Source organism: Paracoccus ferrooxidans (assembly GCF_029909815.1).
Classification (GTDB): Bacteria; Pseudomonadota; Alphaproteobacteria; order Rhodobacterales; family Rhodobacteraceae; genus Paracoccus; species Paracoccus versutus.
This window is the reverse complement of record NZ_CP038201.1, coordinates 473620-498213: the sequence shown is the minus strand read 5'-3', so window position 1 is coordinate 498213 and position 24594 is coordinate 473620. Positions and strand designations below refer to the sequence as shown.

The window sequence follows — 24594 nt, the reverse complement described above, 5'->3', positions numbered from 1 at the left end:
GGCGCGATGCGGTGCAAGAAAATGTTTGCAATCGATTGCAGAGCGGTGCAGCCTGACCCTTGGGGAGAGAGGGGATCATGCGGACCATCAAGGGACCGGCGCTGTTTCTGGCGCAGTTCATCGGCAATACGGCGCCTTTCGACAGCTGGGACGGCATCACCCGCTGGGCGGCCGATTGCGGCTATCTGGGCGTGCAGGTGCCGACCAGCGACCCGCGCGTGCTGGACCTGGCGCGGGCCGGGGAGTCGCAGGACTACCGCGACGAATTCCTGGGCATCGCCCGGCAGAACGGCGTCGAAGTGACCGAGCTTTCGACGCATCTGCAAGGCCAGCTCGTCGCCGTGCATCCGGCCTATGACGCCGGTTTCGACGCCTTCGCGCCGCCGGCCTTGCGCGGCAATCCCCGCGCGCGGCAGGAATGGGCGGTCGATCAGGTCGCCCGCGCCATCCGGGTTAGCCGGCTGCTGGGCCTGGACCGGATGGCGACGTTCTCGGGCGCCCTGGCCTGGCCCTACCTCTACCCCTGGCCGCAGCGCGCGCCGGGGCTTGTCGAGGCGGCGTTCGACACGCTGGCCGCGCGCTGGCGCCCGCTGCTGGACCTGGCCGAGGATCACGGCATCGACCTTTGCTATGAGATCCATCCGGGCGAGGATCTGCATGACGGCGCGACCTTCGAGATGTTCCTGGACCGGGTCGGCGGCCACGCGCGGGCGAACATGCTTTACGATCCCTCGCATTATGTCCTGCAACAGCTTGATTATCTGCAAAATATCGACATCTATCACGACCGCATCCGCATGTTCCACGTCAAGGATGCCGAGTTCCGCCCGACCGGCCGGCAGGGTGTCTATGGCGGCTATCAGCCCTGGGCGGATCGCGCTGGCCGCTTCCGCAGCCCCGGCGACGGGCAGGTCGATTTCCGCAGCGTGTTTTCCAAGCTGACGCAATACGGTTTCGACGGCTGGGCGGTGGTCGAATGGGAATGCGCGCTGAAACACCCCGAGGACGGGGCACGGGAAGGCGCGCGTTTCGTGCGCGACCATGTCATCCGCGTGACACCCCATGCCTTCGACGATTTCGCCGCCAGCCGCGTGGACCGCGCGACCATCGACAGGGCGCTGGGGCTATGAATCCGGTTCGCCTGGGCATGGTCGGCGGTGGCAGCGGCGCCTTTATCGGTGCGATCCACCGCATCGCCGCGCGCATGGACGGGCGCTTCGCGCTGGTCGCGGGCGCGCTGTCCTCGGACCCTGCCCGCGCGGCGGCCAGCGCGGCCGAGCTGGGCATCCGCAGCTATGGCGATTTCGCCGAGATGGCGCGGGCCGAGGCGGCGCGCGAGGACGGGATCGAGGCGGTCAGCATCGTCACCCCGAACCACCTGCACGCCGCCCCCGCCGCGGCCTTCCTGCGCGCCGGCATCCATGTGATCTGCGACAAGCCACTGGCGGCGACGCCCGAACAGGCGCACGAGATCGCCGAGGCCGCGCGGGCCAGCGGTGCGCGGTTCTTCCTGACCCACAACTACTGCGCCATGCCGATGGTGCGCGAGGCTCGCGCGCTGGTGGCCGAGGGCGCGTTGGGCGACATCCGGTTGGTGCAGGCCGAATACCTGCAAGGCTGGCTGGCCGACCCGGCCAAGGGCAAGCAGGCCGAATGGCGCACCGATCCCGCCCGCGCCGGGGCCGGCGCCATCGGCGACATCGGCACCCATGCCTGGCAACTGGCGCAATTCGTCACCGGCCAGACGCCCGCGTCCCTGTCGGCGGAACTCTCCAGCATGGTGCCGGGCCGCGCGGTTGACGACGATGCCCGCATCGCGCTGCGCTACGGCTCGGGCGCGCGGGGCGGCATCTGGGTCAGCCAGGTCGCCGTCGGCCAGGAAAACGGGCTGTCGCTGCGGGTCTTTGGCACCAAGGCGGCGCTGGAATGGCGCCTGCCCGACCCCGAGCGGCTGATCCTGTCGCCCAAGGACGGCCCGGCCCGCGTCCTGACGCGGGCGCAGGACCGCAGCGCCTCATATCGCACGCCGCCCGGCCACCCCGAGGGCTACCTGGAAGGTTTCGCCAATTTATACCGTGATATAGCTTCGATCATTCAAGGCGATTCCAGCCTTGCAGACCGCGTGCCGGGGCTGGATGCCGGGCTGTCGGGCATGGGTTTCATCGCCGCCGCGCAGGCGTCCTCGGCACGGGGCGGCGCATGGGTCGAGGTCGGGCCATGACCGTTCTGGCGCTCGACAACGTCTCGAAACGCTTCGGCCCGATCGAGGTCCTGCACGGCGTCGACCTGGCGCTGGAGCCCGGCGAGGTTCATGCCCTGATCGGCGAGAACGGCGCCGGCAAATCCACCATCATGAAGATCCTGGGCGGTTTCCTGGACCCGACCTCGGGTCAGGTGCTGCTGGACGGCCAGCCGGTCCGCTTCGCCAGCGGCCCCGAGGCCGAAGCGCAGGGCATCGTCGTCATCCACCAGGAGTTCAACCTTGCCCCCGACCTGACCGTGGCGGCGAACGTGTTCCTGGGGCGCGAACCCGGCGGCTGGCGGCTGGACCATGCCGCCATGCGGGACGCCACCGCCGCGCTGCTCAAGCGGTTGGACACCCGCATCGACCCCGATGCGCGCATCCGCGACCTGTCCGTGCCCGACCGCCAGATGGTCGAGATCGCCAAGGCCCTGTCGCGCAAGGCCCGCGTGCTGATCATGGACGAACCCAGTGCCGTGCTGACCCATCGCGAGGTCGGCTCGCTTTACCAGCAGATCGACCGGCTTCGGGCCGAGGGGGTGGCGATCCTTTACTGCTCGCACCGGCTGGACGAGGTGGCGCATCTGGCCGACCGCATCACCGTGCTGCGCGACGGCCGCGTGGTGCGCCAGGCGCTGCGCGGCGAACTGACCGAGGACGGCATGGCCACCGCCATGGTCGGGCGCGAGTTGCAGGATTTCTACCCGCCCAAGGGCCAGCCGGGCGACGCGCCTGCGCTGGAGGTGCGGGGCCTTTCGGTGCCCGGCCGGGTCCGCGACGTCAGCTTTACCCTGCGGCGCGGCGAGGTGCTGGGCATCGCCGGCCTCGTCGGCTCGGGGCGCACCGAACTGGCCGAGGGGCTGGTCGGCCTGCGCCCCTCGCAGGGCGAAATCCGGGTCGAGGGCCGGCCGGTCGCCATCCGCAGCCTGCGCGACGCCTTTGCCGCCGGCCTCGCCTATCTGACCGAGGACCGCAAGGAAGCCGGCCTGCTGCTCGACAAGGGGCTGCGCGAGAACCTGACGCTGGCCACGCTGGAGCGCTTCGGCACCTGGCGTCTGGACACCAGGGCCGAGGACGCCGCGCTGGACAGCGCCACGCGCGAATTCGACATCCGCGCCCCGCGCCGCGACATGCCGGCCGGCAAACTTTCCGGCGGAAACCAGCAAAAACTGTTGCTGGCCAAGGTTATGCTTCCAGATCCTCGAATCATTCTTATCGATGAGCCGACGCGCGGCATCGACGTGGGCACCAAGCGCCAGATCTATGCCTTCATCCGCAAGCTCGCCGCCGAGGGCCGCAGCCTGATCGTCATCAGCAGCGAGATGACCGAGGTGATCGGCCTTGCCGACCGCGTGCTGGTCATGCGCGAGGGGCGGCTGGCCGGCGAACTCGACGGCGAGGACATGACCGAAGACCGCATCGTCCGCCTGGCCATGGGCGTGACCGGAGAAGCCGCATGAAACTCGACCTGCATACCCTTGGCCCGCTTGTCGCCCTGGTCGCCCTGGTGATCCTGGGCGCGGCGCTGAACAGCGCCTTCCTGGCGCCGGCGAACATCACCAACGTGCTGGCGCGCTCGGCCTTCATCGGGCTGATCGCGGTCGGCATGACCTTCGTCATCACCGCGGGCGGGCTGGACCTGTCTGTGGGGTCCATGGCCGCCTTTCTGGCCGGGATCGCCATCATCGCCATGAACGCCGCCCTGCCCGGCCTGGGCAGCAACTGGGGCACGATCCTGCTGGGCATGGGCGTCGCGGTCCTGGGTGGCATCGCCGCGGGCTACCTGAACGGCGCGCTTGTCACCAAGGCGCGGATCGAGCCCTTCATCGTCACGCTGGGCACCATGGGCATCTTCCGCTCGCTGGTGACATGGCTGGCCGACGGCGGCACGCTGAGCCTCGACTACGGGTTGCGCACGCTCTACCGGCCGGTCTATTACGGCGGCATCGGCTGGATCACCTGGCCGATCATCGTCTTTGCCATCGTCGCGGTCCTGGGCGAATGGACCATGCGCCATTCCCGCTTTGGCCGGCATGTCGAGGCCATCGGCTCGAACGACCGCGTCGCGCGCTATTCGGCCATCGACGTGAACCGGATGCGGCTTCTGACCTATGTGCTGCTGGGCGTGCTGGTCGGGCTGGCGGTGGTGCTTTACGTGCCGCGCCTCGGCTCGGCCTCGGGCTCGACTGGGGTTCTGTGGGAGCTTGAGGCCATCGCCGCGGTCATCATCGGCGGCACCGCGCTGAAAGGCGGGCGCGGCCGGGTCTGGGGCACGGTGGTCGGCGTGCTGATCCTGTCGCTGATCGACAACATCCTGAATCTGGCCGACCTGGTCAGCCCCTATCTGAACGGGGCGATCCAGGGGGTCATCATCGTTCTTGCTGTCGTCTTGCAGCGGGAGAAACGCACCGCCGAGGAGCGGTGACTGGGGAGGAAGCAACAGATGAAACGCAGAAGCCTGATGAAAGCCGCCGCGCTGATGGCCGCGATGGGGATCGCCGCCCCCGCCGTCGCGCAGGAGGCCGAGAAGAAGATCATCGGCGTGTCGATCCCGTCGGCCACGCATGGGTTCATGGGCGGGCTGAACTGGCACGCGCAGGACACGATCAAGCGGCTGGGCGCGACCTATCCCAACCTTGAATTCGTGCTGTCCACCGCCGGCGATCCGGCCAAGCAGGTCAACGACATCGAGGACATGATGGCCACGCGCAACATCGACGCGCTGGTGGTGCTGCCCTTCGAATCCGAGCCGCTGACCGCCCCGGTCAAGGCGGTCAAGGATGCGGGCAAGTTCGTGACCGTGGTGGACCGCGGGCTGAGCCAGGAAGGGATCGAGGATCTTTACGTGGCCGGCGACAACACCGCCTTCGGCCGCGTGGCGGGGGAATATTTCAAGGGAAACCTTGAGCCCGGCGCCAAGATCGTGGTGCTGCGCGGCATCCCGACCACGCTGGACAACGAGCGCGTCGATGCCTTCCGTGCCGCGCTGGAGGGCTCCGAGGTCGAGATCCTGGACATGCAGCACGGCAACTGGAACCGCGACGACGCCTTTGCGGTGATGCAGGACTACCTGGCGAAATACCCGCAGATCGACGCGGTCTGGGCCGCCGACGACGACATGGCCATCGGCGTGCTCGAGGCGATCTCGGCCGCGAACCGCCAGGACGAGATGTGGGTGATCGGCGGCGCCGGCATGAAGGAGATCGTCAAGCGCATCATGGAGGGCGACAAGCAGCTGCCGGTGAACGTGACCTATCCGCCGGCGCTGATTTCCTCGGCCATCGAGATGACGGCGCTGAACTTCGTGTCGAACGCGCCGATGACCGGGCGCTTCATCATCGGCAGCCAGTTGATCACGCCCGAGAACGCCGAGCAGTTCTATTATCCCGACAGCCCGTTCTGAACGGGCCAGCCGCGCAGCCCCCTTGCCTCGGCGGGGCTGCGTCCGGCGATGCGATCAGGCCACGCGGGCCCCCTGCACCCAGGCGCCGCGCAGAGCGGCGCCGCGGCCGATGCGGGCGACGCGGATCACGTCGGCCCGCGTGCCGGGGGCCAGCCGGCCGCGGTCGGCCAGCCCGGTCGCCTGGGCCGGGCTCTGGGTCACGGTGGCGATGCCGCGCGCCATGTCCCCCCACAGATCGCCCAGCAGCAGCGCCGCCGACAGCAGCGACGAGGGCACGTAGTCCGAGGACAGGATGTCCAGAAGCCCCGCCTCGGCCAGGTTCGCCGCCGCGACATTGCCCGAATGGCTGCCGCCGCGGATCAGGTTCGGCGCCCCCATCATCACCCGGATGCCGTGGTCGCGGCAGGCGCGCGCGGCCTCGGCCGTGGTCGGGAACTCGGCGAAATGCGCGCCATGCCCGGCCGAGACCGCGACCTGCGCCGCCGTGGTGTCGTCATGGCTGGCCAGCACCGCGCCATAGCGCCGCGCCTCGGCCACCGCCGTTTCCTCGTGCAGCGCGCCCAGCCGTTCGCGCAGGGCGCGCTGGCTGGCGACATGGTCGGCAAAGCCCTCGTCCGACAGGCCGTGCTTGCCGCAGACGTAATCCTTGAGCTTGGAGATGTCGCGGAACTGCCGCTCTCCGGGCGTGTGGTCCATCAGGCTGACGATGCCGATGCGGTCCTGGGGACCGAACTTGGCCATCTCGGCCACCAGGGTTTCGGAACAGACCTCGGCCCGCAGGTGCAGGTAATGGCTGATCTTCAGCGCGCCCATGGACCGCAGCTCCAGGATCTCGTCGGCCAGGGCGCGGGCATATTCGCCGTAATTCGCCTTGCCGTCCGACACGACCGACCCCACGCGCAGCGCGTCGAAGACCGTGGTGATGCCCACGCTGGCCAGTTCGCCGTCATGGGCCAGGATCGCCGCCTGATGCGGCCAATGCACGCGGGGGCGGGGCTGGATGTGGCGCTCCAGATTGTCGGTATGCAGCTCGATCAGCCCCGGCATCACCAGATCGCCGCCGCAATCCACCGCGCCCTGGGGCACGGTCGCGCCATGGTCGATGGCGCTGATGCGGCCATCGGCCATGCGCAGCGCGCCGCGGATCACCTCGCGGGGCAGGACAAGCGTGGCGTTTGCAAGGATCGTCTCGGTCATCTTCTGTCGTCCTGTCTTGCGTCCGGGTCCATGGACGGGCTGAATGCCAGCGCCGTGTCACAAGCCTGTGACACGCCAGCGATAAGAGCCTGCGCATGGACATGATGAAGCGTTACGCCGTCTATTACGCCCCGCCCGAGGGCGCATTCGCCAGCCGCGCCAGCGCCTGGCTGGGCTGGGATGCCGCCGCGGGCCAGCCGCTGGACCCGCCCGACCTGGGCCTGCCGGCCGCCGAGATCACCCGCGATCCGCGCAAATACGGCTTTCATGGCACGCTGAAGCCGCCCTTCCGGCTGGCCGAGGGCCGGGATGCCGATGAATTGCACCGTGCCATGGCGGGGCTGGCCCGGCGGCTTTCGCCCGTCACCCTGCCCGGCCTGCGGCTGGCCAGCCTGGGCGGTTTCCTGGCGCTGGTGCCCGAGGGCGACGCGGCACCGCTGCAAGCCCTGGCCGCGACGGTGGTGGCGGCGCTCGACGGCCTGCGCGCGCCCCTGACCGAGGCCGAGATCGCCCGTCGCCGCCCCGATCGCCTGACCCCGCGCCAGCGCGAATTGCTGCGGCTTTGGGGCTATCCCTATGTCATGGAGGAATTCCGTTTCCACCTGACCCTGACCGACCGGCTGGAGGAACCGCTGGCCACCCAGGCGGCGCAGATCCTGGATGCGCATTTCGCCCCGGTCCTGCCCCGGCCCTTTCGCATCGCCGACCTGTGCCTGTTCGGCGAGGCCGAGGACGGGCGCTTTCGCCTGCTGCATCGCTATACCCTTTCCGGCTGAAGCGCGGCCAGAAAGCGCGCGAGCCCCTGTTCGGGCGTGCCGTCGTTCACCACCACCCGCGGTACGATGCCCGGCGGCAGCGGAAAGCCCGCCCGCGCCAGCCGCGCCGCCTGGTCCGCGCCGCTTTCGCGCCCGCGCCCGGCCAGCCGCTGCGCCAGCACCTCGGGCGGTGCCGTCACCAGCAGCACCGTCAGGTCGGGGAACCGCGCCTGCGCCTCGGCCAGCACGGCGCGGCTGGCGTTGATGAGCAGCGTGCCCTGCCCGGCCAAGGCTTCGGCCGGGATGCCGTAGCCCAGCCCATGCGCGCGCCAATGCAGGGCGAATGCGCCGGCCTGCCGGCGGGCGGCGAACTCGGCCTCGGTCACGCCCTCGAAATCCTCGCCGCCGGCCTCGGCCGGGCGGGTGACGACGCGGCGGGCGGCGCGGATGTCGGGCCGCGCGGCACAGGCCAGCGCCATCAGCGTGTCCTTGCCCGCGCCCGAGGGGCCGACCACGGCGACCAGCCGCCGGCTCATGCCGCCAGCCCCGGCGTGAAGCCGGTCACGTCGACCAGCCGGTCGCAGACCCGGTCCCGCGCGCTCTCGTCGTGGAAGATGCCCAGGATCGCCGCGCCGCGGGCCTTGGCCTCTTCGATCAGGCACAGCACCACCTCGCGGTTCTGCATATCCAGGCTGGCGGTCGGCTCGTCCAGCAGCAGGGCCGGATAGTCATGGGCAAAGCCGCGGGCGATGTTCACGCGCTGCTGCTCGCCGCCCGAGAAGGTGGTGGGCGACAGCCGCCACAGCCGCTCGGGGATGTTCAGCCGCCACAGCAGATCGGCGGCCCGCGCCCGCGCCGCCTCGGGGGCGACGCCCAGCCGCAGCAGCGGCTCGGCCACCACCTCCAGCGTGGGCACGCGCGGCACGACGCGCAGGAACTGGCTGACATGGCCCAGGACCGCGCGGCGCAGCGCCAGGATCTGGCGCGGCTCGGCCGTGACCACGTCGACCCCGCCGATGCGGATCGACCCGCCCCCGGCCAGGTAGTTGCCATAGACCATGCGCATCAGCGTCGATTTCCCGGCGCCCGAGCGGCCGACCAGCCCGACGCATTCGCCTGGGCCCACGCGCAGATGCGCGCCCGCCATCACCGGGATCGCCACCCCACCCTGGTTGTGCAGGGTAAAGCTCTTCGAAAGGTTCCGGATCTCGATCATGGTTCACACCTGCAGGACAGAGGACACGAGAAGCTGGGTATAGGCGTGCTGCGGATCGTCCAGCACCTGGTCGGTCAGGCCGGTTTCCACCACCCTGCCCGACTTCATCACCATCAGCCGGTCGGCCAGCAGCCGCACCACCGCCAGGTCATGGGTCACGATCACCACCGACAGGCCAAGGTCGCGCACCAGCCCGCGCAGCAGGTCCAGCAGCCGCGCCTGCACGCTGACGTCGAGCCCGCCGGTGGGTTCGTCCATGAACACCAGCCGCGGCCCCGTCACCAGGTTGCGCGCGATCTGCAAGCGCTGCTGCATGCCCCCGGAAAAGGCCGAGGGGCGGTCGTCGATGCGGTCCGCCGCGATCTCGACCCGGCCAAGCCAGTCGGTGGCACTCTCGCGGATGGCGGCATAGTTGCGCGCGCCCACGGCCATCAGCCGCTCGCCGACATTGCCGCCGGCCGACACGCCCATGCGCAGCCCGTCGCGCGGGTTCTGGTGGACATACGCCCAGTCGCCGCGCAAGAGCCGGCGCCGCTCGGCCTCGGAGAATGCCAGCACATCGGCACCGTCGAACAGGATGCGCCCCTCATCCGGGCGCTGGTGCCCGGCCAGGCAGGACAGCAGCGTCGATTTCCCCGAGCCGCTTTCGCCGACGATGCCCAGCACCTCGCCGGGGTAAAGGTCGAAGCCGACATCGGCGCAGCCGATCCGCGGGCCGTAGCGTTTCGTCAAGCCCTGCACCGACAGCAGCGGTGCGGCGGTGATGGCGTTTTGCATCAGGGTCATGGCGCGTCTCCTTGCGGCGACAGGCGGCCGCGATGCCCCTGCGCCTGGCGCGCGGCGCAGAAATCGGTGTCGGAACAGACGAACATGCGCGTGCCGCGGTCGTCGGTGATGACCTCGTCCAGATAGCTGCTGCCCGAGCCGCACAGGTCGCATGCGTGATCGGCCTTGGAGGCCGTGAAGGGGTGGTCCTCGAAATCCAGGCTGACCACGTCGGAATAAGGCGGCAGGGCATAGATCCGCGCCTCGCGCCCGGCGCCGAACAGCTGGATCGCCGGATTGCCGGCCAGCTTCGGGTTGTCGAACTTCGGGATCGGCGAAGGGTCCATGACATAGCGCCCCTCGACCCTGACCGGATAGGCATAGGCGGTCGCGATCTCGCCATGCCGGGCGATGTCCTCGTAAAGCTTGACGTGCATCAGCCCGTATTCCTCAAGCTCGTGCATCTTGCGCGTCTCGGTCTCGCGCGGTTCCAGGAAGCGCAGGGGTTCGGGGATCGGCACCTGGTAGACCAGGATCTGCCCCTCGGCCAGCGGCTGTTCGGGGATGCGGTGGCGGGTCTGGATCACCGTGGCGTCAGTGGTGCGCTCGGTGGTTGCGACCCCCGCCGTGCGCTGGAAGAAGCGGCGGATCGACACCGCGTTGGTGGTGTCGTCGGCGCCCTGGTCGATGACCTTCAGCCGGTCGTCCGGGGTCAGGCAGACCGCCGTCACCTGCACGCCGCCGGTGCCCCAGCCATAGGGCATCGGCATCTCGCGGCTGGCGAAGGGCACCTGGTAGCCGGGGATCGCCAGCGCCTTCAACAGCGCGCGGCGGATCATCCGCTTGGTCTGTTCGTCCAGATAGGCGAAATTATAGGCTTGGTCGGTCATTCCGCCGCCTCCTGCATCTGCATCGCCTCGCGCCGCATGCGCCGGACCAGTTCCAGCTCGGCCTGGAAATCGACGTAATGCGGCAGCTTGATATGTTCGAGGAAACCCGTCGACTGGATGTTGTCGCAATGGCTTAGCACGAATTCCTCATCCTGGGCCGGGGCGCCGGTGAAATCCTCGCCCAGTTCCTGCCAGCGCAGGGCGCGGTCCACCAGCGACATGGAAATCGCCTTGCGCTCGGACTGGCCCATGACCAGGCCATAGCCGCGGGTAAATTGCGGCGGCTCGGTGCGGGAGCCCTTGAACTGGTTCACCGTGTCGCATTCGGTCAGCTCGACCTCGCCGATCTCGACGGCAAAGCCCAGCTCGGGCAGATCGACCTGAACCGCGACGCGGCCGATGCGCAATTCACCGACGAAGGCATGGGTGCGGCCGTAGCCGCGCTGCGTCGAATAGGCCAGCGACAGGGTGAACCCCTCGTCCGCCCGCGCCAGCGCCTGCAGGCGCAGCGCGCGCGAGGCCGGCAGTTCCAGCGGCTGGCGCGTCAGGTCGGGAGCGGGCGTGTCGTCCGCCGGCTGCCCCTCGATCAGCCCGTCGCGGTCCAGCAGGCCGGTGACATGCGGCACCGGCTCGTCCCGCGCAGGCGCCTGGGGCGCGGGCGGCGCCTCGCCCTCGGCCGCCAGCGCGAAATCCAGCAGGCGGTGGGTATAGTCGAAGGTCGGTCCCAGCACCTGCCCGCCCGGCAGATCCTTGAAGGTGGCCGAGACGCGGCGATCGACCGCCATCGCCGCCGTGTCGACCGGGCGCGAGGCGCCGAAACGCGGCAAGGTGGTGCGATAGGCGCGGATCAGGAACACCGCCTCGATCAGGTCGCCGCGCGCCTGCTTGATCGCGAGCGCGGCCAGGTCGGGATCGTAGAGCGAGCCCTCGGCCATCACCCGGTTCACCGCCAGCGCCATCTGCTCGCGGATCTGGGCCACGGTCAGCTCGGGGACCGCGGGGTCGCCGCGGCGTTCCTCGGCCAGCCAGGCATGGGCGGCGTCGATGGCGCGCTCGCCCCCTTTGACGGCGACATACATCAGGCGTCCTCCACGATGGTGCTGCGCGGCAGGGCGGCAAGGCGCGCGCCGCAGGTCAGGATGCAATCGAAGCCCAGCGGGAACAGCGCCCGGTTGGCACGGAAGGCGGCGGTCTCGGGCAGGGACAGCCGCGCCTCGGTTTCGATGCCGGGGCCGGTCAGGCGGGCGCCCTCGGGCTCCAGCCGGTCCATCTCGACGATCAGCGTGGCCGAGCGGTCGGGATAGGACGGCTCGCCGATGCGGAAGCGGCCGAGGGGGTGCAGCGCCTGCCATGTGCCAAGCGCGAATTGCGCCTGTTCGGCCGCGACCAGCGGCGCGCCGGTGTGAAAGCCGATCCAGCCCCGCAGCGCCTCGCAATCCGCCGCACCCGCCAGATGCAGAGGCGTGGTGGCATCGGTCAGGGTCAAGAGCGCCACCCCGGCCGCGACCGAGAGGGGCGCGGGCGGCCGGGCGCCCTCGACGGCAAGGATGCGGCCGGGCCGCGCCATGGCCTCCAGGAGAGCGCGGAAGGCATGGGCGGATTGGGTCGAAGGGTCGGCGAAACCGCCGGTCAGGATGGCGTTCATGCGTCCTCTCCGCGCAGCATGGTGAAGAATTCGACGCGGGTCGCGGCGGCCCTGGCGGCGCGGCTGGCGCGGGCCTGGGCGGCCTCGGCCCGCAGGGGGGCCAGCACCTGCGCCTCGATCCGCGGCGCGGCCGCGGTCTGCATCAGCGCATCGGCCAGGGCGGCGCGGGCGGCATGGGCCTTGTCGCGGCCCTGCACGCAGGCATGGCCCACCGCGCCCTCGGCCAGCCGGACCGAGCAGCGGGTCACGGTCATCTCGCCCAAGTTGAAGGGCGCGCCGGTGCCGCCGATGCGGCCCTGCACCATGACGGTGCCGATTTCGGGCGCGCGAAGCATCTCATGCGCAGGCAGGTCGGAGAGCAGCGCCGCCAGCCGCCCCGGCGGCGCCTTGGCCAAGGCCGAGATCCAGTCGCGGCGCAGGGCGGTTTCGGATGGGGATGGTTGGGACATTCCGGGCCTCGACAAGCTTGCGGGTTTGTCTAGATTACTATACAACTAGACAAGTGATAGCCCGCCCGCCGATTCTGCTCAAGGGGCGGCATCGTGAATTTTTGGTGACGGAGGCGACATGGCCCGCAGTCCGATCTGGAAATCCATCGCCGACACGCTGGCGGCCGAGATCGCCGAGGGGCATTACCGCCCCGGCGACAAGCTGCCCTCCGAGGCGGTGCTGGCCGCGCGGTTCGGCGTCAACCGCCATACCCTGCGCCATGCGCTAGCCGCGCTGGCCGAGGCGGGGACGCTGCGCTCGCGCCGCGGCGCCGGGGTCTTCGTCGCGGCGCGGCCCACGGATTACCCGCTCGGCCTGCGGGTGCGGTTTCACCAGAACATCACCGCCTCGGGACGCACGCCCTCGCGCCGGCTGACGCTGGCCGAGACGCGCGCCGCCAATGCCGAAGAGGCCGAGGCGCTGCACCTTGCCCCCGGCAGCCCGGTGCATGTGGTCGAGGGCGTGTCGCTGGTCGATGGCCAGCCGGTGGCGGCGTTCCGCTCGGTCTTCGATGCCGGGCGTTTCCCGGAACTGCTGCGGCATGTGGCGGCGATCCCTTCGGTCACGGCGGCGCTGGCGGAATGCGGGCTCAAGGACTACACCCGCGCCTCGACCCGGCTGACGGCAGAGCTTGCGCCTGCGGTGATGGCGCTGGCGCTGGAGGTGCCCGAGGGCGCCCCGGTGCTGCGCTCGGTCGCGGTGAACGTGGACGCGGGCGGCGTGCCGGTCGAATACGGCACCACCTGGTTCGCCGGCGACCGGGTGACGCTGACCCTGCGCCCCGAGGACGGCGGCCAGGGCGTCGGCACCTTGCCGTCCACCGGAAAGGCCGCGCGCAACTCATAGCCGCCCGCCAGTCTATGCAATGGGCAGGCCGCCGCGAACGCAGTCCCCGGCGGCGGAGATTTGCAGCGGCTGCGCCAGCCCTGCGCTTGCTCTGCAACGAGCTCGGTCGATTGCCCCTAGCCCACGGCCCGGCGGTAAAGGTGCCATGTCGCGTGGCCGAGGATGGGCAGCACGATGATCAGCCCGGCAAAAAGCGGGATCATCCCCAGCACCAGCGCGCCGGCGACGATCAGCCCCCAAAGCGCCGTCGCGCCAGGGTTGCGGCGCGCGACGGCGAGCGAGGTCGCCAGCGCCACCGGCACCCCCACCGGGCGGTCGATCAGCATCGGGAACGACACCAGGCTGACGCAAAGCACCACGGCGGCAAAGACGAAGCCGACGCCGATCCCGGCAAGGATCATCGCCCAGCCCGGGCCGGTGGTGAAGCTGTCGCGCAGCAGGACGAGCAGGCTGTCATAGGGCCCCGGCCCCAGGGTGACGACCCAGATCGCATGCGCGGCAAGCAGCCAGAAGGCAAAGATCGCCGCGAGCAGCAAGCCCAGCATCAGCACCGGCCCAAGCACCCGGCCGGTCAGCGTCGCCAGCACCGCGCCCCAATTCGTATCCTCACCCCGCTCGCGCCGCCGGCTCATCTCGTAAAGGCCGATCGCCGCGACAGGTCCGATCAAGGGAAAGCCCGCGGCCAGCGGGAACAGCAGATGCACCTGCCCCGCGTTGAACGCCCAGGCGGCAAGGACGAAGCCGATCACCGGATAGAGCGCCACCGCGGTGATCACGTCGGTGCGCAGCGCGGCGAAGTCCTCGACGCCCTTGCGAAGCGCCGCGCGGATGTCGCCCCAGCCGATCTGGTTGACCGTGGGCACGGCTCTTTCGTGGCTGCCAATCCCGTCCACCGCCGCCCCGGCGCTGCGGCCTATGCCGGCCAGCCTCTGCGCGCTCCAGCTCAGCGGGTTTCCAATCGTCTCTCGGTGCATGGCTGCATCCTCCCTTCCTGGAGGGCCCGCGATAGGGCGAGGCGTCAGCCGGGGAATCCGGCCCCCCGCCCGCGAACATGCCGGGCCGAACCGTCCTCGACGGGTAGTCTAGCAGATACAGCGCAAGGTTGCACTCGGGGAATCGCGTGCCTTGTCCCTTGCCGCCGCCCCTTCGCCGAGGGAGAGGCCGCCGCGCTCAGGGCATGGTGTCCATGGCGACCTGCTGCCGCACCGGGCGAAAGGCGGCCTGACGGCGGGCGCAGGATCGGATGGCGGTCGCTCGCCCAGGCACGCCAGCGCGTGGGCCGGCAGCGTCATCCATGAGAAGCCGGCTGACGCGAGGCCGAATTCGGGATGACGTTGCCGCCCCCGCTCCTTCAGGCACCGCATGGGGCTGCGGTCAGAAAGTCCTTCAAGGCGATGTCGAAGCGCGGCGCCGATTCCCGGTTCACGATATGCCGCCCCGGCAGGGACAGGTGACGCCCGCAGCGCACCGCTTTGGCGATCATGGCCAGTTCGGCGGACGGGCAGACCGGATCGTCGTCGCCGGAAATCGCCAGCAGCGGATTGGCGATCTGGGGAAGGCGGTCGCGAAGATCCGCGCTGGCAAGCGCGGCGCAGCATCCCACATAGCCATCGACCGAGGTGGCGGCGAAACCGTCCAGGATCGCCTTGACCGTGGCAGGATGGGTCGCGCGAAAGCCGGGCGTGAACCAGCGTTCTGCAGTCGCGGGAACAAGACCACCAAGGCCGTTTGCCCGGACCTCGTCGATGCGGGCATGCCAGCTTTCGGCGGTGCCGATCCGGGCGGCCGTCGCGCAAAGAACCATGCGCCCAAGCCGCGCGCCGGCGTGGATGCCCAGCCATTGCCCGGTCAACCCGCCGATGGACAGGCCGCAGAAATGGCTGCGCCTGATGGACAGCGCGTCCCACAGCGCGATCACGTCGCCGCCCAGATCGGCCAGGCCATAGGGCGGCACCGGCGCGCCGGACCTGCCGTGGCCGCGGCGATCATAGCGCAGGATGCGGAAATCCTGGGAAAGGCTGGCGACCTGGGCGTCCCACATGTGCAGGTCGGTGCCCAGGGAATTGCAGAAGGTCAGCCATGGCTTCTTCCCTGCCGCGCCGTCGATGCGATAGTGAAGCCGGTGGGTGGGCAGGTCCAGATAGGGCATGGTCGGCCTTTCATGCGGATTTGGGCGCGCGGCCGAAACCGCGCGCCTGTTTTCGGTGATGCTCAGGCGGCGGCAAGCCGCGTCGCGTCGCGGGCACGCCCGTTGGCAAGCGCAAAGACCAGCATCGCCAGGGCCGAGAGCGCCGCCGGGATCGCGAAGAGCAGGAAGTTCTGCCCCAGCGGCAGTTCCCGTGCCAGCAGCACCCCGCCCAGCGTCGGCCCGACGATGGCGCCGATCCGGCCCACGCCCGAGGCCCAGCCAAGGCCGGTCGAACGGACCGACAGGTTGTAAAGCTGCGCCACGCTGGCATAAAGCAGGATCTGGGTGCCGATGGTCGTCGCCCCGGCGACAAAGACCAGCAGGAACAAGAGCCCCGGCGCCGGGTTGAAGCCGATCAGCGCAATCGAGACCGCCGCCGCGGCAAAGAAGCCCACCACGACCTTGGGCAGGCCGAAGCGGTCGCCCAGGCGTCCGCCCATGATCGCCCCCGCCATGCCGCCGAAGTTCAGCGAGAACAGCGACAGCAGGCTGGCCCGTTCGGCATAGCCGGCCTCTTGCAGCACCTTGGGCAGCCAGGACGACAGCAGATAGACCAGCAGCAGGCAGCAGAAGAAGGACAGCCACAGCATCAGCGTGCGCAGCGTCCGGCCGTGGCGGAACAGCTCCGCCACCGATGCCGATGCGCCCTTGGCCTCGGCAAAGACCAGACGGTCCTCGGGGGCCAGCGGCGTGGCCGGGTCGATGCGGGCAAAGATGCGCCGCGCCTCGTCCTGCTTGCCCTGGCGGATCAGGAAGCCCAGCGATTCCGGCAGTTTCCACAGGACCAGGGGCAACATCAGCAGCGGCACGGCGGCGATGAAGAACATCGGCCTCCAGCCGAAGCTGGGGATCAGGCCGATGCCCAGGCCCGCCGCGACCATGCCGCCGACCGAATAGCCCGAAAACATCAGCGCGACCATGGTGCCGCGCAACCGCCTGGGCGCATATTCGTTCATCAGCGCCACCGCGTTCGGCATCAGCCCGCCGCAGCCCAGGCCCGCGATGAAGCGGAAGACCTTGAACTGCTCGGGCGAGTTGGCAAAGCCCGTCAGCACGGTGGCCGAGGTGAACAGCACGAAGCTGATCGCCACGCCCTTCTTGCGGCCGATCCGGTCGGCCAGCGGGCCAAGGATCAGCGCGCCGAACATCATCCCGAACAGCGCCCAGGCCTGCAGCGCGCCCGCCTGCGGCTTGGTCAGCCCCCATTCCACGATCAGCGTGGGCAGCACCGTGCCCGCCACGAACACGTCGTATCCATCGACCACCAGCAGCGCGCCGCAAAGCGCGACCACCCTCCATTGAAAGCTGCCGAACGGGCCTTGGTCGATGGCCTCGTTCACGTCTATGCTGCGCATTCCTTGTCTCCTCCCTGTCTCGACGTTGAAATCGCGGTCAGCCGCTGTCGCCCCCCGCGACGGGCAGAACCGAGCCGGTGATGTAGGACGCCTCGTCCGAGGCCAGGAACAGGATCGGCGCGGCCTGTTCGTCGATGCTGCCGTAGCGGCGCATGAAGGCGGATTGCCTGACCTGGTCCACGACCTCGGCCATCCATCGCTGTTCGGCGAGGCTGTCGCCCAGGGCATTGCGCGGGATGCGGCGCGGCGGCGCCTCGGTCCCGCCGGGGGCGGTGGCGACCACGCGGATGTTCTGGCCGGCCATCTCCATCGCCAGGGATTGCGTGATCGCGTTGACGCCGCCCTTGGCCGCCGAATAGGGCACGCGGTGGATGCCGCGCGTCGCGTTCGACGAGACGTTGACGATGGTGCCGCCGCCGCGCGCCAGCAGATGCGGCAGGACCGCATGGCAGCAATACAGCGTCGGCATCAGCGAGCGGCGGATCTCGGCGTCGATCTGGGCCGGTTCGAATTCGGCAAAGGGCCGCATCCGTATCGCGCCGCCGACATTGTTGATCAGGATGTCGATGCCGCCGAAGGTGCGGGCCGCATGGCGCATCGCCGCATCGGCGCCGTCCCAGGTTTCCAGGTCGGCGGTGAAGGCCGCGGCACTGCCGCCCGCTTCCGCCGCCACCTCGGCGACGAAATCGGCACGGTCCACGAAGAGCACCCGCCCCCCTTCGGCCGCCGCGCGCAGGGCGACGGCGCGGCCGATGCCCTGCGCCGCCCCGGTCACGACCAGCACCTTGCCCGCAAAGCGACCGGCAAAGACGGCCCCGGTCATGCGATGGCCTTCAGCGGCGCGTTGGGGGTGAACTTCTCGTAATGGAAGCTGGCGGGCTGCACGCCCTGCCCGTCCAGGTAATGCCGCACGGCATCGACCATCGGCGGGGGGCCGCAAAGATAGACATCGACCCCGCCGGCGGCCAGCATGTCCTCGGGCATGTGCTGCGTCACCCAGCCCCTGCGGGGATGGCCGGATGCGGGATCGGCCACGACGGTCGCAAAGGTGAAGTTCGGCAGGCGGCCGGCATAGGCGGCCAGCTCATCGACCAGCACCAGATCCTGATCGCGCGTCACGCCATAGACCAGGTGGATCTGGCGCCGCGACCCGGCCCGCGCCAGAACCTCCAGCATCGACAGGAAGGGCGCCAGGCCGGTGCCGCCCGCCAGGAACAGCAGCGGGCCTTCGCCGTCGCGCAGGTAGAAGCTGCCCATCGGCCCGGTCAGGTCCAGCCGGTCGCCCGGCTTGGCGCGCGCCAGCCAGTTGCCCATCAGCCCGCCGGGGATCTTCTTGATCAGGAAGCCCAGGCTGCGCTCGCCCGGAGCGGAGTTGAAGGAATAGGACCGATGATCGCCGCTGCCCGGCACGGCGATGTTGACATATTGCCCCGGCAGGAAGGCGGGCGCCTGCGCCTCGTCGTCCACCGCCAGCTCCAGCACCACGGCGGCGTCCTGATGCGGCTCGATCCGGGTCACGGTGGCGGCGAAGACCTGCTGGCCGGTCTTGCAGGCCAGCGAGGTCGTCGGCACCGACAGCACGCAATCCGAGGACGGCACCATCTGGCAGGTCAGGACCAGCCCCTCGGCGGCCTCGTCCTCGGTCAGGGCGTCGTCGATATAGTCGTCGCCCATGTCATAGGCGCCGCTTTCGGCGCGGCACTTGCAGGTGCCGCAAACACCGTCCGAACAGTCCATCGGCAGGTTGATCTTGTTGCGGAACGCGGCGTCGAGAACCTTCTCGCCCGGCTTGCAATCGACGAAGCGGGTGATCCCGTCCTCGAAATTCAATGCGATGCGATAGCACATGGTCGCCTCCTCCTTGCGGTTGTGCTGGGGTGGATCAGACGTGGTAGACGTCGATGACCTGGCGGATGTAGTCGTTCTTCAGGACGATCTTCTTGGCGGCGATGACCAGCCCGTCGCCGTCCCTGCGCAGGGTCACGAAGATGGTGCCGAAGAACTGGTCGGTGACCTTGTAGCGGTGGTTCAGCGTGTGGAAGTTGTAGCGCACGTCCACCTCGGAGCCGCGGTCCTCGACCACCTCGACGTTCAGGACGGCGTGGCTGGTGCGGGGCTCGGGCGTGGATGCGCCCGAACGCTCGGTCTTGATGCGGAAAACGCGATCCTCCAGCCCCTCGCGGTTCGGGTAGTAGATCAGCGAGATCTGGGATTGCGGATCCTCGGTGATCTGGTCGTTGTCGTCCCAGGCGGGCATCCAGTAGGGCGCATCGGGGGCATAGCAGGTCAGCCATTCGTCCCATTGCCGGTCGTCGAGCAGGCGCGCCTCGCGATAGAGGAAGGCGCAGATGGCATTGTAGTCCAGGCTGGTGCCGGTGGCGTTTTGATCCAGGCTCATGCGGCTTCTCCGGTCTTTTCGGCCGCCAATGCGTCGCGCATCACCTGGGCCCAGTATTCGTGCTGGCAGACGAAAAGCCCCTCGTCCTCGCTGCGTTCGCCCGACAGCAGCGGCTTCAGCCCCATGCGCCGGGCATTCTCGTCCGGCCCGTCGATCCACAGCGGCGCGCCGCGCGACATGTCGTTCCACAGCGCCAGGGTGCCGGCGTAAGCGGTCTGGCAGGCGCGGAATTCCTCGAGGTCGTCCGAGGTGCCCATGCCCGAGACGTTGAAGAAATCCTCGTATTGGCGGATGCGGTGGGCGCGGTCCTCGGCGGACTCGCCCTTGGGGGCGAAGCAGAAGATGGTGACTTCGGTCTTGTCCACGCCCAGCGGGCGCACGACGCGGATCTGGGTGCTGAACTGGTCCATCAGGAACACGTTCGGATAGAGGCACAGGTTCCGGGTCTGGTTGACGATGAAGCCGGCCTTCTCCTCGCCCAGGCGGGCGGCGATTTCCTCGCGGCGGTTCCAGACCGGGCGGACCTCGGGGTTCCTGGTGTTGGTCCACAGCAGGATATGGCCGTTCTCGAAGCCATAGACGCCGGCGACCGACTTCGACCAGCTGTTGGCATCCACCGCCTTGGTGCCGGTCTCGCTGCGCCGGTCCATGGTGGTGGCATAGTTCCAATGCACCGAGCTGACATGGTAGCCGTCGCAGCCGTTCTCCATCTGCAGCTTCCAGTTGCCGTCGTAGATATAGGAGGAATTGCCGCGCAGCACCGCCAGCCCCTCGGGGGCCTGGTCGACGATCTGGTCGATGATGACCTTGGTCTCGCCCAGGAAATCCTCGAGCGAGGCCACGTCGGGATTGAGGCTGCCGAACAGGAAGCCGCGATAGCTTTCGAAGCGCGCCACGCGGGTCAGGTCGTGCGAGCCGTCCTTGCCGAACTGCTCGGGATATTGCGTGGTCTTGGCGTCCTTGACCTTCAGAAGCTTGCCGGTGTTCGAAAAGGTCCAGCCGTGGAACGGACAGGTGAAGCTGCCCTTGTTGCCCTGCTTGCGGCGGCACAGCATCGCGCCCTTGTGGGCGCAGGCGTTGATGACGGCATTCAGCGCGCCGGTCTTGTCGCGGGTGATGACGACCGGCTGGCGACCGATCCAGGTGGTGTAATAGTCGTTGATTTCGGGGATCTGGCTTTCATGCGCCAGATAGACCCAGTTGCCTTCGAAGATGTGCTTCATTTCCAGCGCGAACAGATCTTCGTTGGTGAAGATGTCGCGGCGGCAGCGGTAGAGGCCGGCTTCCTTGTCGTCCTGCACGGCGACGGCCAGCAGATGTTCCAGATCGCGTGCCTTTTCGATGATCGCGGACATGAGTTCTCTCCCCAGGGGAGGCACGTTTCGCGCGCCAGCCCCTGCCAATGTCGGTGATGAAAGGTGGGTTCGGGCCGGGCGGCCGCCCCCTTCCGAGGGGCCGCCCGAAGACGCGGGTCAGGCGACGGCGCGGCGGCGCTGTTCGTTGACCTGGTTGTCCACGCCGTCGATCAGCGCGGTCAGGTGGATGTCGAACTGGATCTCGGCGAAGGGGCCGTTGAGGTTGTTGGCGTGGATGCTGGCATCGTCCGTGCGCTCGACGACCTTCGGCACCAGCCCCTCGCGGGTCGCATAGGCGAAGTCGTCGTCGATCAGCGGATCGCCCTCGATGTTGATCTGCGTGGTCAGCTTGCGGTGGTTGTCGGCGCTGATGAAGAAATGGATATGCGCCGGGCGCTGGCCGTGGCGGCCCAGGGCGGACAGCAGCTTTTCCGTCGGGCTGCCGGGCGGCACGCCGTAGCCGCTGGGCAGGATGCTCTGGAACTTGTAGCGGCCGTCCTGGTCGGCAATGATGGTGCGGCGCATGTTGAACGGCGCCTGCTTTCCGGTCGGGTCGAAATGCGAATAGAAGCCGCGGGTGTCGCAATGCCACACCTCGACCTTGGCGCCGGGCAGCGGCTTGCCGTCCGCGCCATGCACGGTGCCATGCATGATCAGCGTGTGCCCGTCGGCATCCGTACCGTCGTCCAGCCGCGCAAAGCCCACCGATTCCGGGGCGCCGGCGACGTAAAGCGGGCCCTCGATGGTGCGCGGCGTCGGATTGTCGATCCCCAGCGCGGCGTCGATGGCGTCGAGCCGTTCGTCCAGGAAATGGTCGACGCCGAGTCCGGGCGAGATCAGCCCCGCCTGCCCGGCCGCGCCCAGATCGTTCAGCCAGGCCACGCCCGTCCAGTATTCGTCGGGGGTGATGTCCAGGTCGTCGATGGCCTTGAACAGGTCGGACATCAGCCGGTGGATGATCTGCTTCATGCGCGGGTTGCCGCTGGCGCTGTTCTGCCCGCTGAGTTCGCGCAGGAACGCCTGCACGTCGGGCCGGTCGAAAATCTTGACAGTCATGGTCTCTCCTCCTGGATTCTCGTGGAAACTGGGACGGGTCGGCTCCTCCGCCGGCCCTTTGGGAATGATGGCTCTAGCGGTCGTCCTCGCGGATCGAGGACGGGTGGCGCAGCAGCGGCGTCACCTCGATCCTCATGAAGGGAAACAGCGGCAGGCCCGACAGGATCTCGTGCAGCTCGGCATTGTCCCGGACGTCGAGGATGCTGAAATTCGCGTATTCGCCCGCGATGCGCCAGATGTGCCGCCACTTGCCGCTGGCCTGCAGCGCCTGCGAATAGGCCTTTTCCCGCGCGATGATCTCGGCCGCCTCGTCGGCGGGCAGGTCGCGGGGGATGTTCACATCCATCCGAACATGGAACAGCATCGTCATCCTCCTTGGCCGGCGGGGCGGGTCTTGCGGTGCAGGCCGTCGCGGGCAAAGAACGCCACGCGGTCGTCGTCCAGCTGGATGCCGAGCCCCGGCCCGGACGGAACCGTCAGCGCGAAGTCGCTGTAATCCAGCGGCTCGCACAGGATCTCCTCGGTCAGAAGCAGCGGCCCGAACAGTTCCGTGCCCCATTGCAGGTTCGCGAAGGTCGAGAAGGCATGGGCCGAGGCGATGCTGCCCACCGCGCCTTCCAGCATGGTGCCGCCGTAAAGGCCGATCCCGGCGGCATCGGCGATGGCCGCTACCCGCAGCGCGTTGAAGCAGCCGCCGCATTGCTCGATCTTGACGGCAAAGACATCGGCGCCATGCACCCTGGCGAGATCGAAGGCCGATTCCGGGCCGGAAAGCGATTCATCGGCCATCAGCGCCGTGGGAAAGCGGCGCACCAGCCGCCCCAGTCCCGCGGCCGTGGCCACAGGCTGCTCGACCAGCTCGCAGCCGGCATCGGCCAGCGCCGCCATGCCATGGGCCGCCTCGGTCTCGCTCCAGGCCATGTTCACGTCGACCCGCACCGCGGCGCGGTCGCCAAGCGCGCGCTTGATCGCCGCGACATGGGCGATGTCGTCGCGGATGTCGCGGGCGCCGATCTTCAGCTTGAAGATGCGGTGGCGGCGCAGGTCCAGCATGCGCTCCGCCTCGGCGATGTCGGTCGCGGTATCGCCCGAGGCCAGCGTCCAAGCCACCGCCAGCCGGTCGCGGCGCCGGCCGCCCAAAAGCTCGCTGACCGGCAGGCCCAGCCGCTTGCCATGCGCATCCAGAAGCGCGGTTTCGACGGCGCTCTTGGCGAAGCGGTTTTCCTTGACCGCCTTGCCGATGCGCGCCATCAGCGCCTGGATGCGGGTCGCGTCCTGGCCCAGCATCACCGCCGCGAAATAGGTGTCGATCGCCAGTTTCATGCTTTCGGGGCTTTCGCCGCCATAGGCCAGCCCGCCGATCGTCGTGCCTTCGCCGATGCCGACCACGCCGTCGCTGCAATGCAGCTTGACCAGCATCAGGGTCTGGCCGTTCATCGTGGCGACCGACAGCTTGTGCGGCCGGATGGTGGGCAGGTCGACCAGGATGGTCTCGACCCGGTCGATGACCGGGCTGACGGCGTTGGTCGGGGCAAGGGGTGCGAATGTCTGGTTCATGCCGGCAAGATTGCGGCCGGCCATGCCTTTCGTCCAACACCGTTTGGGTTTGATACTATACTTTGAAGATATTATACTGCGAATTATCCCACATTTCAGCGGGTTGATCCGCCGCCAAATACCCAGGACGCGCGTAAGATTCGTCTGGCAGACAGGAGGGGCTTTCCATGGATTTGCGGCAGTTACGCTATTTCGCCGCCGTCGCGCGCGAGCGCAACTTTACCCGCGCAGCCGAAAGCCTGCACATCGCCCAGCCGCCGTTGAGCCGGCAGATCCAGCTGCTCGAGGAAGAGCTGGGCGTCGTCCTGATCATCCGCAAGAGCCGGCCGATCAAGCTGACCGATGCGGGACGCCTGTTCTATGAACAGGCCCTGCAGGTGCTGGGGCGGGTCGACCAGATGAAGGATGCGACGCGGCGGGTGGGCATGAACCGCAACCGGGTGCTGTCCATCGGCTTCGTGGCCTCGACGCTTTATGGCGGCCTTCCGTCGCTGATCAGGAAGCTGCGCCAGAACGCCCCCGAGCTGGATATCCAGCTGCTCGAAATGCTGTCGATCCAGCAGATACCGGCGCTGAAGGAAGGCCGCATCGACATCGGCTTCGGCCGTCTGAAGCACAGCGACCCGAATGTCGTCAGCACGCTCATGCGCGAGGAACGCCTTGTCGTCGCGCTGCCCGAGGGCACGCCCCTGGCCCAGGACGACGCGCCGCTGCCGCTTGCCGCCGTCGCCGGCCAGAAGCTGATCGTCTACCCCAAGGAGCCGCGCCCCAGCTATGCCGACCAGGTCCTGAGCCTGCTTCAGGACGAGGACATCCGTCCCTCCGAGGTGCTGGAGGTCCGGGAGATCCAGACCGCCCTTGGCCTGGTCGCCGCGGATTCGGGCGTCTGCATCATACCGTCGTCGGCCCGGCAGATGCGGTCCGACGTGCAGTATCGCCTTATCGACAGCCCGCGGGCGGTGTCCCCGGTGATCCTTTACCACCGCGCGGGCGATGCGTCGCGCCATCTCGACCTGGTCAAGCGGCTGATTGGCGACATGTATGCCGAAAAACCGGCCTGGCTTGAAGCCAACAACCTTCGCCCGCCGCCTTCGGAAGGCCGCAAGCCCAACCGCGCGTAAGGCCATGCGCCGGGTTCGCCCTGGGGTGCCTGCCCTCATGCGGGGACGCAAGCAGGGTTGGGACATGATCGACCGGGGGGGTGCGGTTTCTGCCGCCTTCCCGCCTTGCGCGTTGA

The 24594-nt window shown here is 68.8% G+C and carries 26 protein-coding genes; 8 read left to right on the top strand and 18 right to left on the bottom strand.

Annotated elements, in window-relative coordinates; all coding sequences use genetic code 11:
* Nucleotides 1-77: 77 nt before the first annotated feature.
* Genes E3U26_RS15530 through E3U26_RS15510 form a run of 5 tightly spaced genes read left to right on the top strand, consistent with a single transcriptional unit; the run spans nucleotide 78 to nucleotide 5645 of the window.
* Complete coding sequence (locus E3U26_RS15530; protein WP_499105914.1) at nucleotides 78-1130, top strand: sugar phosphate isomerase/epimerase family protein; 1053 nt, start codon at nucleotides 78-80, stop codon at nucleotides 1128-1130.
* Nucleotides 1127-2221 carry a Gfo/Idh/MocA family protein gene (locus E3U26_RS15525; protein ID WP_499105913.1) on the top strand — a complete coding sequence of 365 codons (1095 nt, stop codon included), beginning with the start codon at nucleotides 1127-1129 and terminating at the stop codon, nucleotides 2219-2221. The genes E3U26_RS15530 and E3U26_RS15525 overlap by 4 nt, the downstream gene beginning before the upstream one ends.
* Nucleotides 2218-3702: a sugar ABC transporter ATP-binding protein gene (locus E3U26_RS15520; RefSeq protein ID WP_499105912.1), complete on the top strand. Its 1485-nt coding sequence runs from the start codon at nucleotides 2218-2220 to the stop codon at nucleotides 3700-3702. The genes E3U26_RS15525 and E3U26_RS15520 overlap by 4 nt, the downstream gene beginning before the upstream one ends.
* Nucleotides 3699-4667, top strand: coding sequence for an ABC transporter permease (locus tag E3U26_RS15515; RefSeq protein ID WP_214274671.1), 969 nt, complete (start codon nucleotides 3699-3701; stop codon nucleotides 4665-4667). Before E3U26_RS15520 ends, E3U26_RS15515 begins: the two co-directional genes overlap by 4 nt.
* Nucleotides 4668-4685: 18 nt before the next feature.
* A complete protein-coding gene (locus tag E3U26_RS15510; protein ID WP_072462644.1) occupies nucleotides 4686-5645 on the top strand; it encodes an ABC transporter substrate-binding protein in 960 nt (319 codons plus the stop codon).
* Between the two features lie 54 nt (nucleotides 5646-5699).
* Here E3U26_RS15510 and E3U26_RS15505 read toward each other — a convergent pair whose 3' ends face one another.
* The gene (locus E3U26_RS15505; RefSeq protein WP_499105911.1) at nucleotides 5700-6842 is read right to left on the bottom strand and encodes an alpha-D-ribose 1-methylphosphonate 5-triphosphate diphosphatase; all 1143 of its coding nucleotides are present in this window, start codon (nucleotides 6840-6842) and stop codon (nucleotides 5700-5702) included.
* 95 nt (nucleotides 6843-6937) lie between these two features.
* On the opposite strand from E3U26_RS15505, the gene E3U26_RS15500 reads away from it, so the two are divergent.
* The gene (locus E3U26_RS15500; protein ID WP_499105909.1) at nucleotides 6938-7618 is read left to right on the top strand and encodes a DUF1045 domain-containing protein; all 681 of its coding nucleotides are present in this window, start codon (nucleotides 6938-6940) and stop codon (nucleotides 7616-7618) included.
* On the opposite strand, the gene phnN is transcribed toward E3U26_RS15500, so the two are convergent.
* Genes phnN through phnG form a run of 7 tightly spaced genes read right to left on the bottom strand, consistent with a single transcriptional unit; the run spans nucleotide 7600 to nucleotide 12562 of the window.
* On the bottom strand, nucleotides 7600-8133 hold the full coding sequence (gene phnN, locus E3U26_RS15495; RefSeq protein WP_499105908.1) for a ribose 1,5-bisphosphate phosphokinase PhnN: 534 nt from the start codon (nucleotides 8131-8133) through the stop codon (nucleotides 7600-7602). The genes E3U26_RS15500 and phnN overlap by 19 nt on opposite strands.
* Nucleotides 8130-8813 carry a phosphonate C-P lyase system protein PhnL gene (gene phnL, locus E3U26_RS15490; RefSeq protein ID WP_499105907.1) on the bottom strand — a complete coding sequence of 228 codons (684 nt, stop codon included), beginning with the start codon at nucleotides 8811-8813 and terminating at the stop codon, nucleotides 8130-8132. Before phnL ends, phnN begins: the two co-directional genes overlap by 4 nt.
* A 3-nt stretch (nucleotides 8814-8816) precedes the next feature.
* Nucleotides 8817-9599 (bottom strand): phosphonate C-P lyase system protein PhnK, encoded by a 783-nt coding sequence (gene phnK / locus E3U26_RS15485; RefSeq protein ID WP_449045190.1) that lies wholly within the window; start codon nucleotides 9597-9599, stop codon nucleotides 8817-8819.
* Nucleotides 9596-10468, bottom strand: a complete 873-nt coding sequence (locus E3U26_RS15480) for an alpha-D-ribose 1-methylphosphonate 5-phosphate C-P-lyase PhnJ (RefSeq protein WP_499105906.1) — start codon at nucleotides 10466-10468, stop codon at nucleotides 9596-9598. The genes phnK and E3U26_RS15480 overlap by 4 nt, the downstream gene beginning before the upstream one ends.
* Nucleotides 10465-11547 (bottom strand): carbon-phosphorus lyase complex subunit, encoded by a 1083-nt coding sequence (locus tag E3U26_RS15475; RefSeq protein WP_499105905.1) that lies wholly within the window; start codon nucleotides 11545-11547, stop codon nucleotides 10465-10467. Before E3U26_RS15475 ends, E3U26_RS15480 begins: the two co-directional genes overlap by 4 nt.
* A complete protein-coding gene (gene phnH, locus E3U26_RS15470; RefSeq protein ID WP_499105904.1) occupies nucleotides 11547-12113 on the bottom strand; it encodes a phosphonate C-P lyase system protein PhnH in 567 nt (188 codons plus the stop codon). The genes E3U26_RS15475 and phnH overlap by 1 nt, the downstream gene beginning before the upstream one ends.
* Complete coding sequence (gene phnG / locus E3U26_RS15465) at nucleotides 12110-12562, bottom strand: phosphonate C-P lyase system protein PhnG (RefSeq protein WP_449045185.1); 453 nt, start codon at nucleotides 12560-12562, stop codon at nucleotides 12110-12112. The genes phnH and phnG overlap by 4 nt, the downstream gene beginning before the upstream one ends.
* A gap of 118 nt (nucleotides 12563-12680) precedes the next feature.
* Between phnG and phnF the strand changes: the two genes are divergently transcribed.
* A complete protein-coding gene (phnF, locus tag E3U26_RS15460) occupies nucleotides 12681-13448 on the top strand; it encodes a GntR family transcriptional regulator (RefSeq protein ID WP_499105903.1) in 768 nt (255 codons plus the stop codon).
* 116 nt (nucleotides 13449-13564) lie between these two features.
* On the opposite strand, the gene E3U26_RS15455 is transcribed toward phnF, so the two are convergent.
* The 10 genes from E3U26_RS15455 to E3U26_RS15410 form a co-directional block, all read right to left on the bottom strand.
* On the bottom strand, nucleotides 13565-14422 hold the full coding sequence (locus E3U26_RS15455) for a DUF2189 domain-containing protein (RefSeq protein ID WP_499105902.1): 858 nt from the start codon (nucleotides 14420-14422) through the stop codon (nucleotides 13565-13567).
* A 377-nt stretch (nucleotides 14423-14799) separates the two neighbouring features.
* Nucleotides 14800-15597, bottom strand: coding sequence for a 3-oxoadipate enol-lactonase (pcaD, locus tag E3U26_RS15450; protein WP_499105901.1), 798 nt, complete (start codon nucleotides 15595-15597; stop codon nucleotides 14800-14802).
* Nucleotides 15598-15659: 62 nt separating this feature from the next.
* Nucleotides 15660-16991, bottom strand: coding sequence for an MFS transporter (locus tag E3U26_RS15445; RefSeq protein WP_499105900.1), 1332 nt, complete (start codon nucleotides 16989-16991; stop codon nucleotides 15660-15662).
* A 37-nt stretch (nucleotides 16992-17028) separates the two neighbouring features.
* Entirely contained in the window at nucleotides 17029-17814 is a 786-nt protein-coding gene (gene benD / locus E3U26_RS15440; protein WP_499105899.1) for a 1,6-dihydroxycyclohexa-2,4-diene-1-carboxylate dehydrogenase, read from the bottom strand.
* Nucleotides 17811-18839, bottom strand: a complete 1029-nt coding sequence (gene benC, locus E3U26_RS15435) for a ring-hydroxylating dioxygenase ferredoxin reductase family protein (protein WP_499105898.1) — start codon at nucleotides 18837-18839, stop codon at nucleotides 17811-17813. Before benC ends, benD begins: the two co-directional genes overlap by 4 nt.
* Nucleotides 18840-18873: 34 nt before the next feature.
* Entirely contained in the window at nucleotides 18874-19389 is a 516-nt protein-coding gene (benB, locus tag E3U26_RS15430; protein ID WP_499105897.1) for a nuclear transport factor 2 family protein, read from the bottom strand.
* The gene (locus E3U26_RS15425) at nucleotides 19386-20744 is read right to left on the bottom strand and encodes an SRPBCC family protein (protein ID WP_499105896.1); all 1359 of its coding nucleotides are present in this window, start codon (nucleotides 20742-20744) and stop codon (nucleotides 19386-19388) included. The genes benB and E3U26_RS15425 overlap by 4 nt, the downstream gene beginning before the upstream one ends.
* A gap of 117 nt (nucleotides 20745-20861) precedes the next feature.
* Entirely contained in the window at nucleotides 20862-21800 is a 939-nt protein-coding gene (gene catA / locus E3U26_RS15420) for a catechol 1,2-dioxygenase (protein WP_499105895.1), read from the bottom strand.
* A gap of 73 nt (nucleotides 21801-21873) precedes the next feature.
* A complete protein-coding gene (catC, locus tag E3U26_RS15415) occupies nucleotides 21874-22164 on the bottom strand; it encodes a muconolactone Delta-isomerase (RefSeq protein WP_036755346.1) in 291 nt (96 codons plus the stop codon).
* Between the two features lie 2 nt (nucleotides 22165-22166).
* Nucleotides 22167-23357: a muconate/chloromuconate family cycloisomerase gene (locus tag E3U26_RS15410; protein WP_499106357.1), complete on the bottom strand. Its 1191-nt coding sequence runs from the start codon at nucleotides 23355-23357 to the stop codon at nucleotides 22167-22169.
* A 167-nt stretch (nucleotides 23358-23524) separates the two neighbouring features.
* On the opposite strand from E3U26_RS15410, the gene E3U26_RS15405 reads away from it, so the two are divergent.
* A complete protein-coding gene (locus E3U26_RS15405) occupies nucleotides 23525-24478 on the top strand; it encodes a LysR family transcriptional regulator (protein ID WP_114537959.1) in 954 nt (317 codons plus the stop codon).
* Nucleotides 24479-24594 lie beyond the last annotated feature (116 nt).

Excerpts from the sequence above, each read along its gene's own strand:
- E3U26_RS15530 (WP_499105914.1), top strand. The coding sequence starts at position 78 with ATGCGGACCATCAAGGGACCGGCGCTGTTTCTGGCGCAGTTCATCGGC.
- E3U26_RS15525 (WP_499105913.1), top strand. The coding sequence starts at position 1,127 with ATGAATCCGGTTCGCCTGGGCATGGTCGGCGGTGGCAGCGGCGCCTTT.
- E3U26_RS15520 (WP_499105912.1), top strand. The coding sequence starts at position 2,218 with ATGACCGTTCTGGCGCTCGACAACGTCTCGAAACGCTTCGGCCCGATC.
- E3U26_RS15515 (WP_214274671.1), top strand. The coding sequence starts at position 3,699 with ATGAAACTCGACCTGCATACCCTTGGCCCGCTTGTCGCCCTGGTCGCC.
- E3U26_RS15510 (WP_072462644.1), top strand. The coding sequence starts at position 4,686 with ATGAAACGCAGAAGCCTGATGAAAGCCGCCGCGCTGATGGCCGCGATG.
- E3U26_RS15505 (WP_499105911.1), bottom strand. The coding sequence starts at position 6,842 with ATGACCGAGACGATCCTTGCAAACGCCACGCTTGTCCTGCCCCGCGAG.
- E3U26_RS15500 (WP_499105909.1), top strand. The coding sequence starts at position 6,938 with ATGGACATGATGAAGCGTTACGCCGTCTATTACGCCCCGCCCGAGGGC.
- phnN (WP_499105908.1), bottom strand. The coding sequence starts at position 8,133 with ATGAGCCGGCGGCTGGTCGCCGTGGTCGGCCCCTCGGGCGCGGGCAAG.
- phnL (WP_499105907.1), bottom strand. The coding sequence starts at position 8,813 with ATGATCGAGATCCGGAACCTTTCGAAGAGCTTTACCCTGCACAACCAG.
- phnK (WP_449045190.1), bottom strand. The coding sequence starts at position 9,599 with ATGACCCTGATGCAAAACGCCATCACCGCCGCACCGCTGCTGTCGGTG.
- E3U26_RS15480 (WP_499105906.1), bottom strand. The coding sequence starts at position 10,468 with ATGACCGACCAAGCCTATAATTTCGCCTATCTGGACGAACAGACCAAG.
- E3U26_RS15475 (WP_499105905.1), bottom strand. The coding sequence starts at position 11,547 with ATGTATGTCGCCGTCAAAGGGGGCGAGCGCGCCATCGACGCCGCCCAT.
- phnH (WP_499105904.1), bottom strand. The coding sequence starts at position 12,113 with ATGAACGCCATCCTGACCGGCGGTTTCGCCGACCCTTCGACCCAATCC.
- phnG (WP_449045185.1), bottom strand. The coding sequence starts at position 12,562 with ATGTCCCAACCATCCCCATCCGAAACCGCCCTGCGCCGCGACTGGATC.
- phnF (WP_499105903.1), top strand. The coding sequence starts at position 12,681 with ATGGCCCGCAGTCCGATCTGGAAATCCATCGCCGACACGCTGGCGGCC.
- E3U26_RS15455 (WP_499105902.1), bottom strand. The coding sequence starts at position 14,422 with ATGCACCGAGAGACGATTGGAAACCCGCTGAGCTGGAGCGCGCAGAGG.
- pcaD (WP_499105901.1), bottom strand. The coding sequence starts at position 15,597 with ATGCCCTATCTGGACCTGCCCACCCACCGGCTTCACTATCGCATCGAC.
- E3U26_RS15445 (WP_499105900.1), bottom strand. The coding sequence starts at position 16,991 with ATGCGCAGCATAGACGTGAACGAGGCCATCGACCAAGGCCCGTTCGGC.
- benD (WP_499105899.1), bottom strand. The coding sequence starts at position 17,814 with ATGACCGGGGCCGTCTTTGCCGGTCGCTTTGCGGGCAAGGTGCTGGTC.
- benC (WP_499105898.1), bottom strand. The coding sequence starts at position 18,839 with ATGTGCTATCGCATCGCATTGAATTTCGAGGACGGGATCACCCGCTTC.
- benB (WP_499105897.1), bottom strand. The coding sequence starts at position 19,389 with ATGAGCCTGGATCAAAACGCCACCGGCACCAGCCTGGACTACAATGCC.
- E3U26_RS15425 (WP_499105896.1), bottom strand. The coding sequence starts at position 20,744 with ATGTCCGCGATCATCGAAAAGGCACGCGATCTGGAACATCTGCTGGCC.
- catA (WP_499105895.1), bottom strand. The coding sequence starts at position 21,800 with ATGACTGTCAAGATTTTCGACCGGCCCGACGTGCAGGCGTTCCTGCGC.
- catC (WP_036755346.1), bottom strand. The coding sequence starts at position 22,164 with ATGCTGTTCCATGTTCGGATGGATGTGAACATCCCCCGCGACCTGCCC.
- E3U26_RS15410 (WP_499106357.1), bottom strand. The coding sequence starts at position 23,357 with ATGAACCAGACATTCGCACCCCTTGCCCCGACCAACGCCGTCAGCCCG.
- E3U26_RS15405 (WP_114537959.1), top strand. The coding sequence starts at position 23,525 with ATGGATTTGCGGCAGTTACGCTATTTCGCCGCCGTCGCGCGCGAGCGC.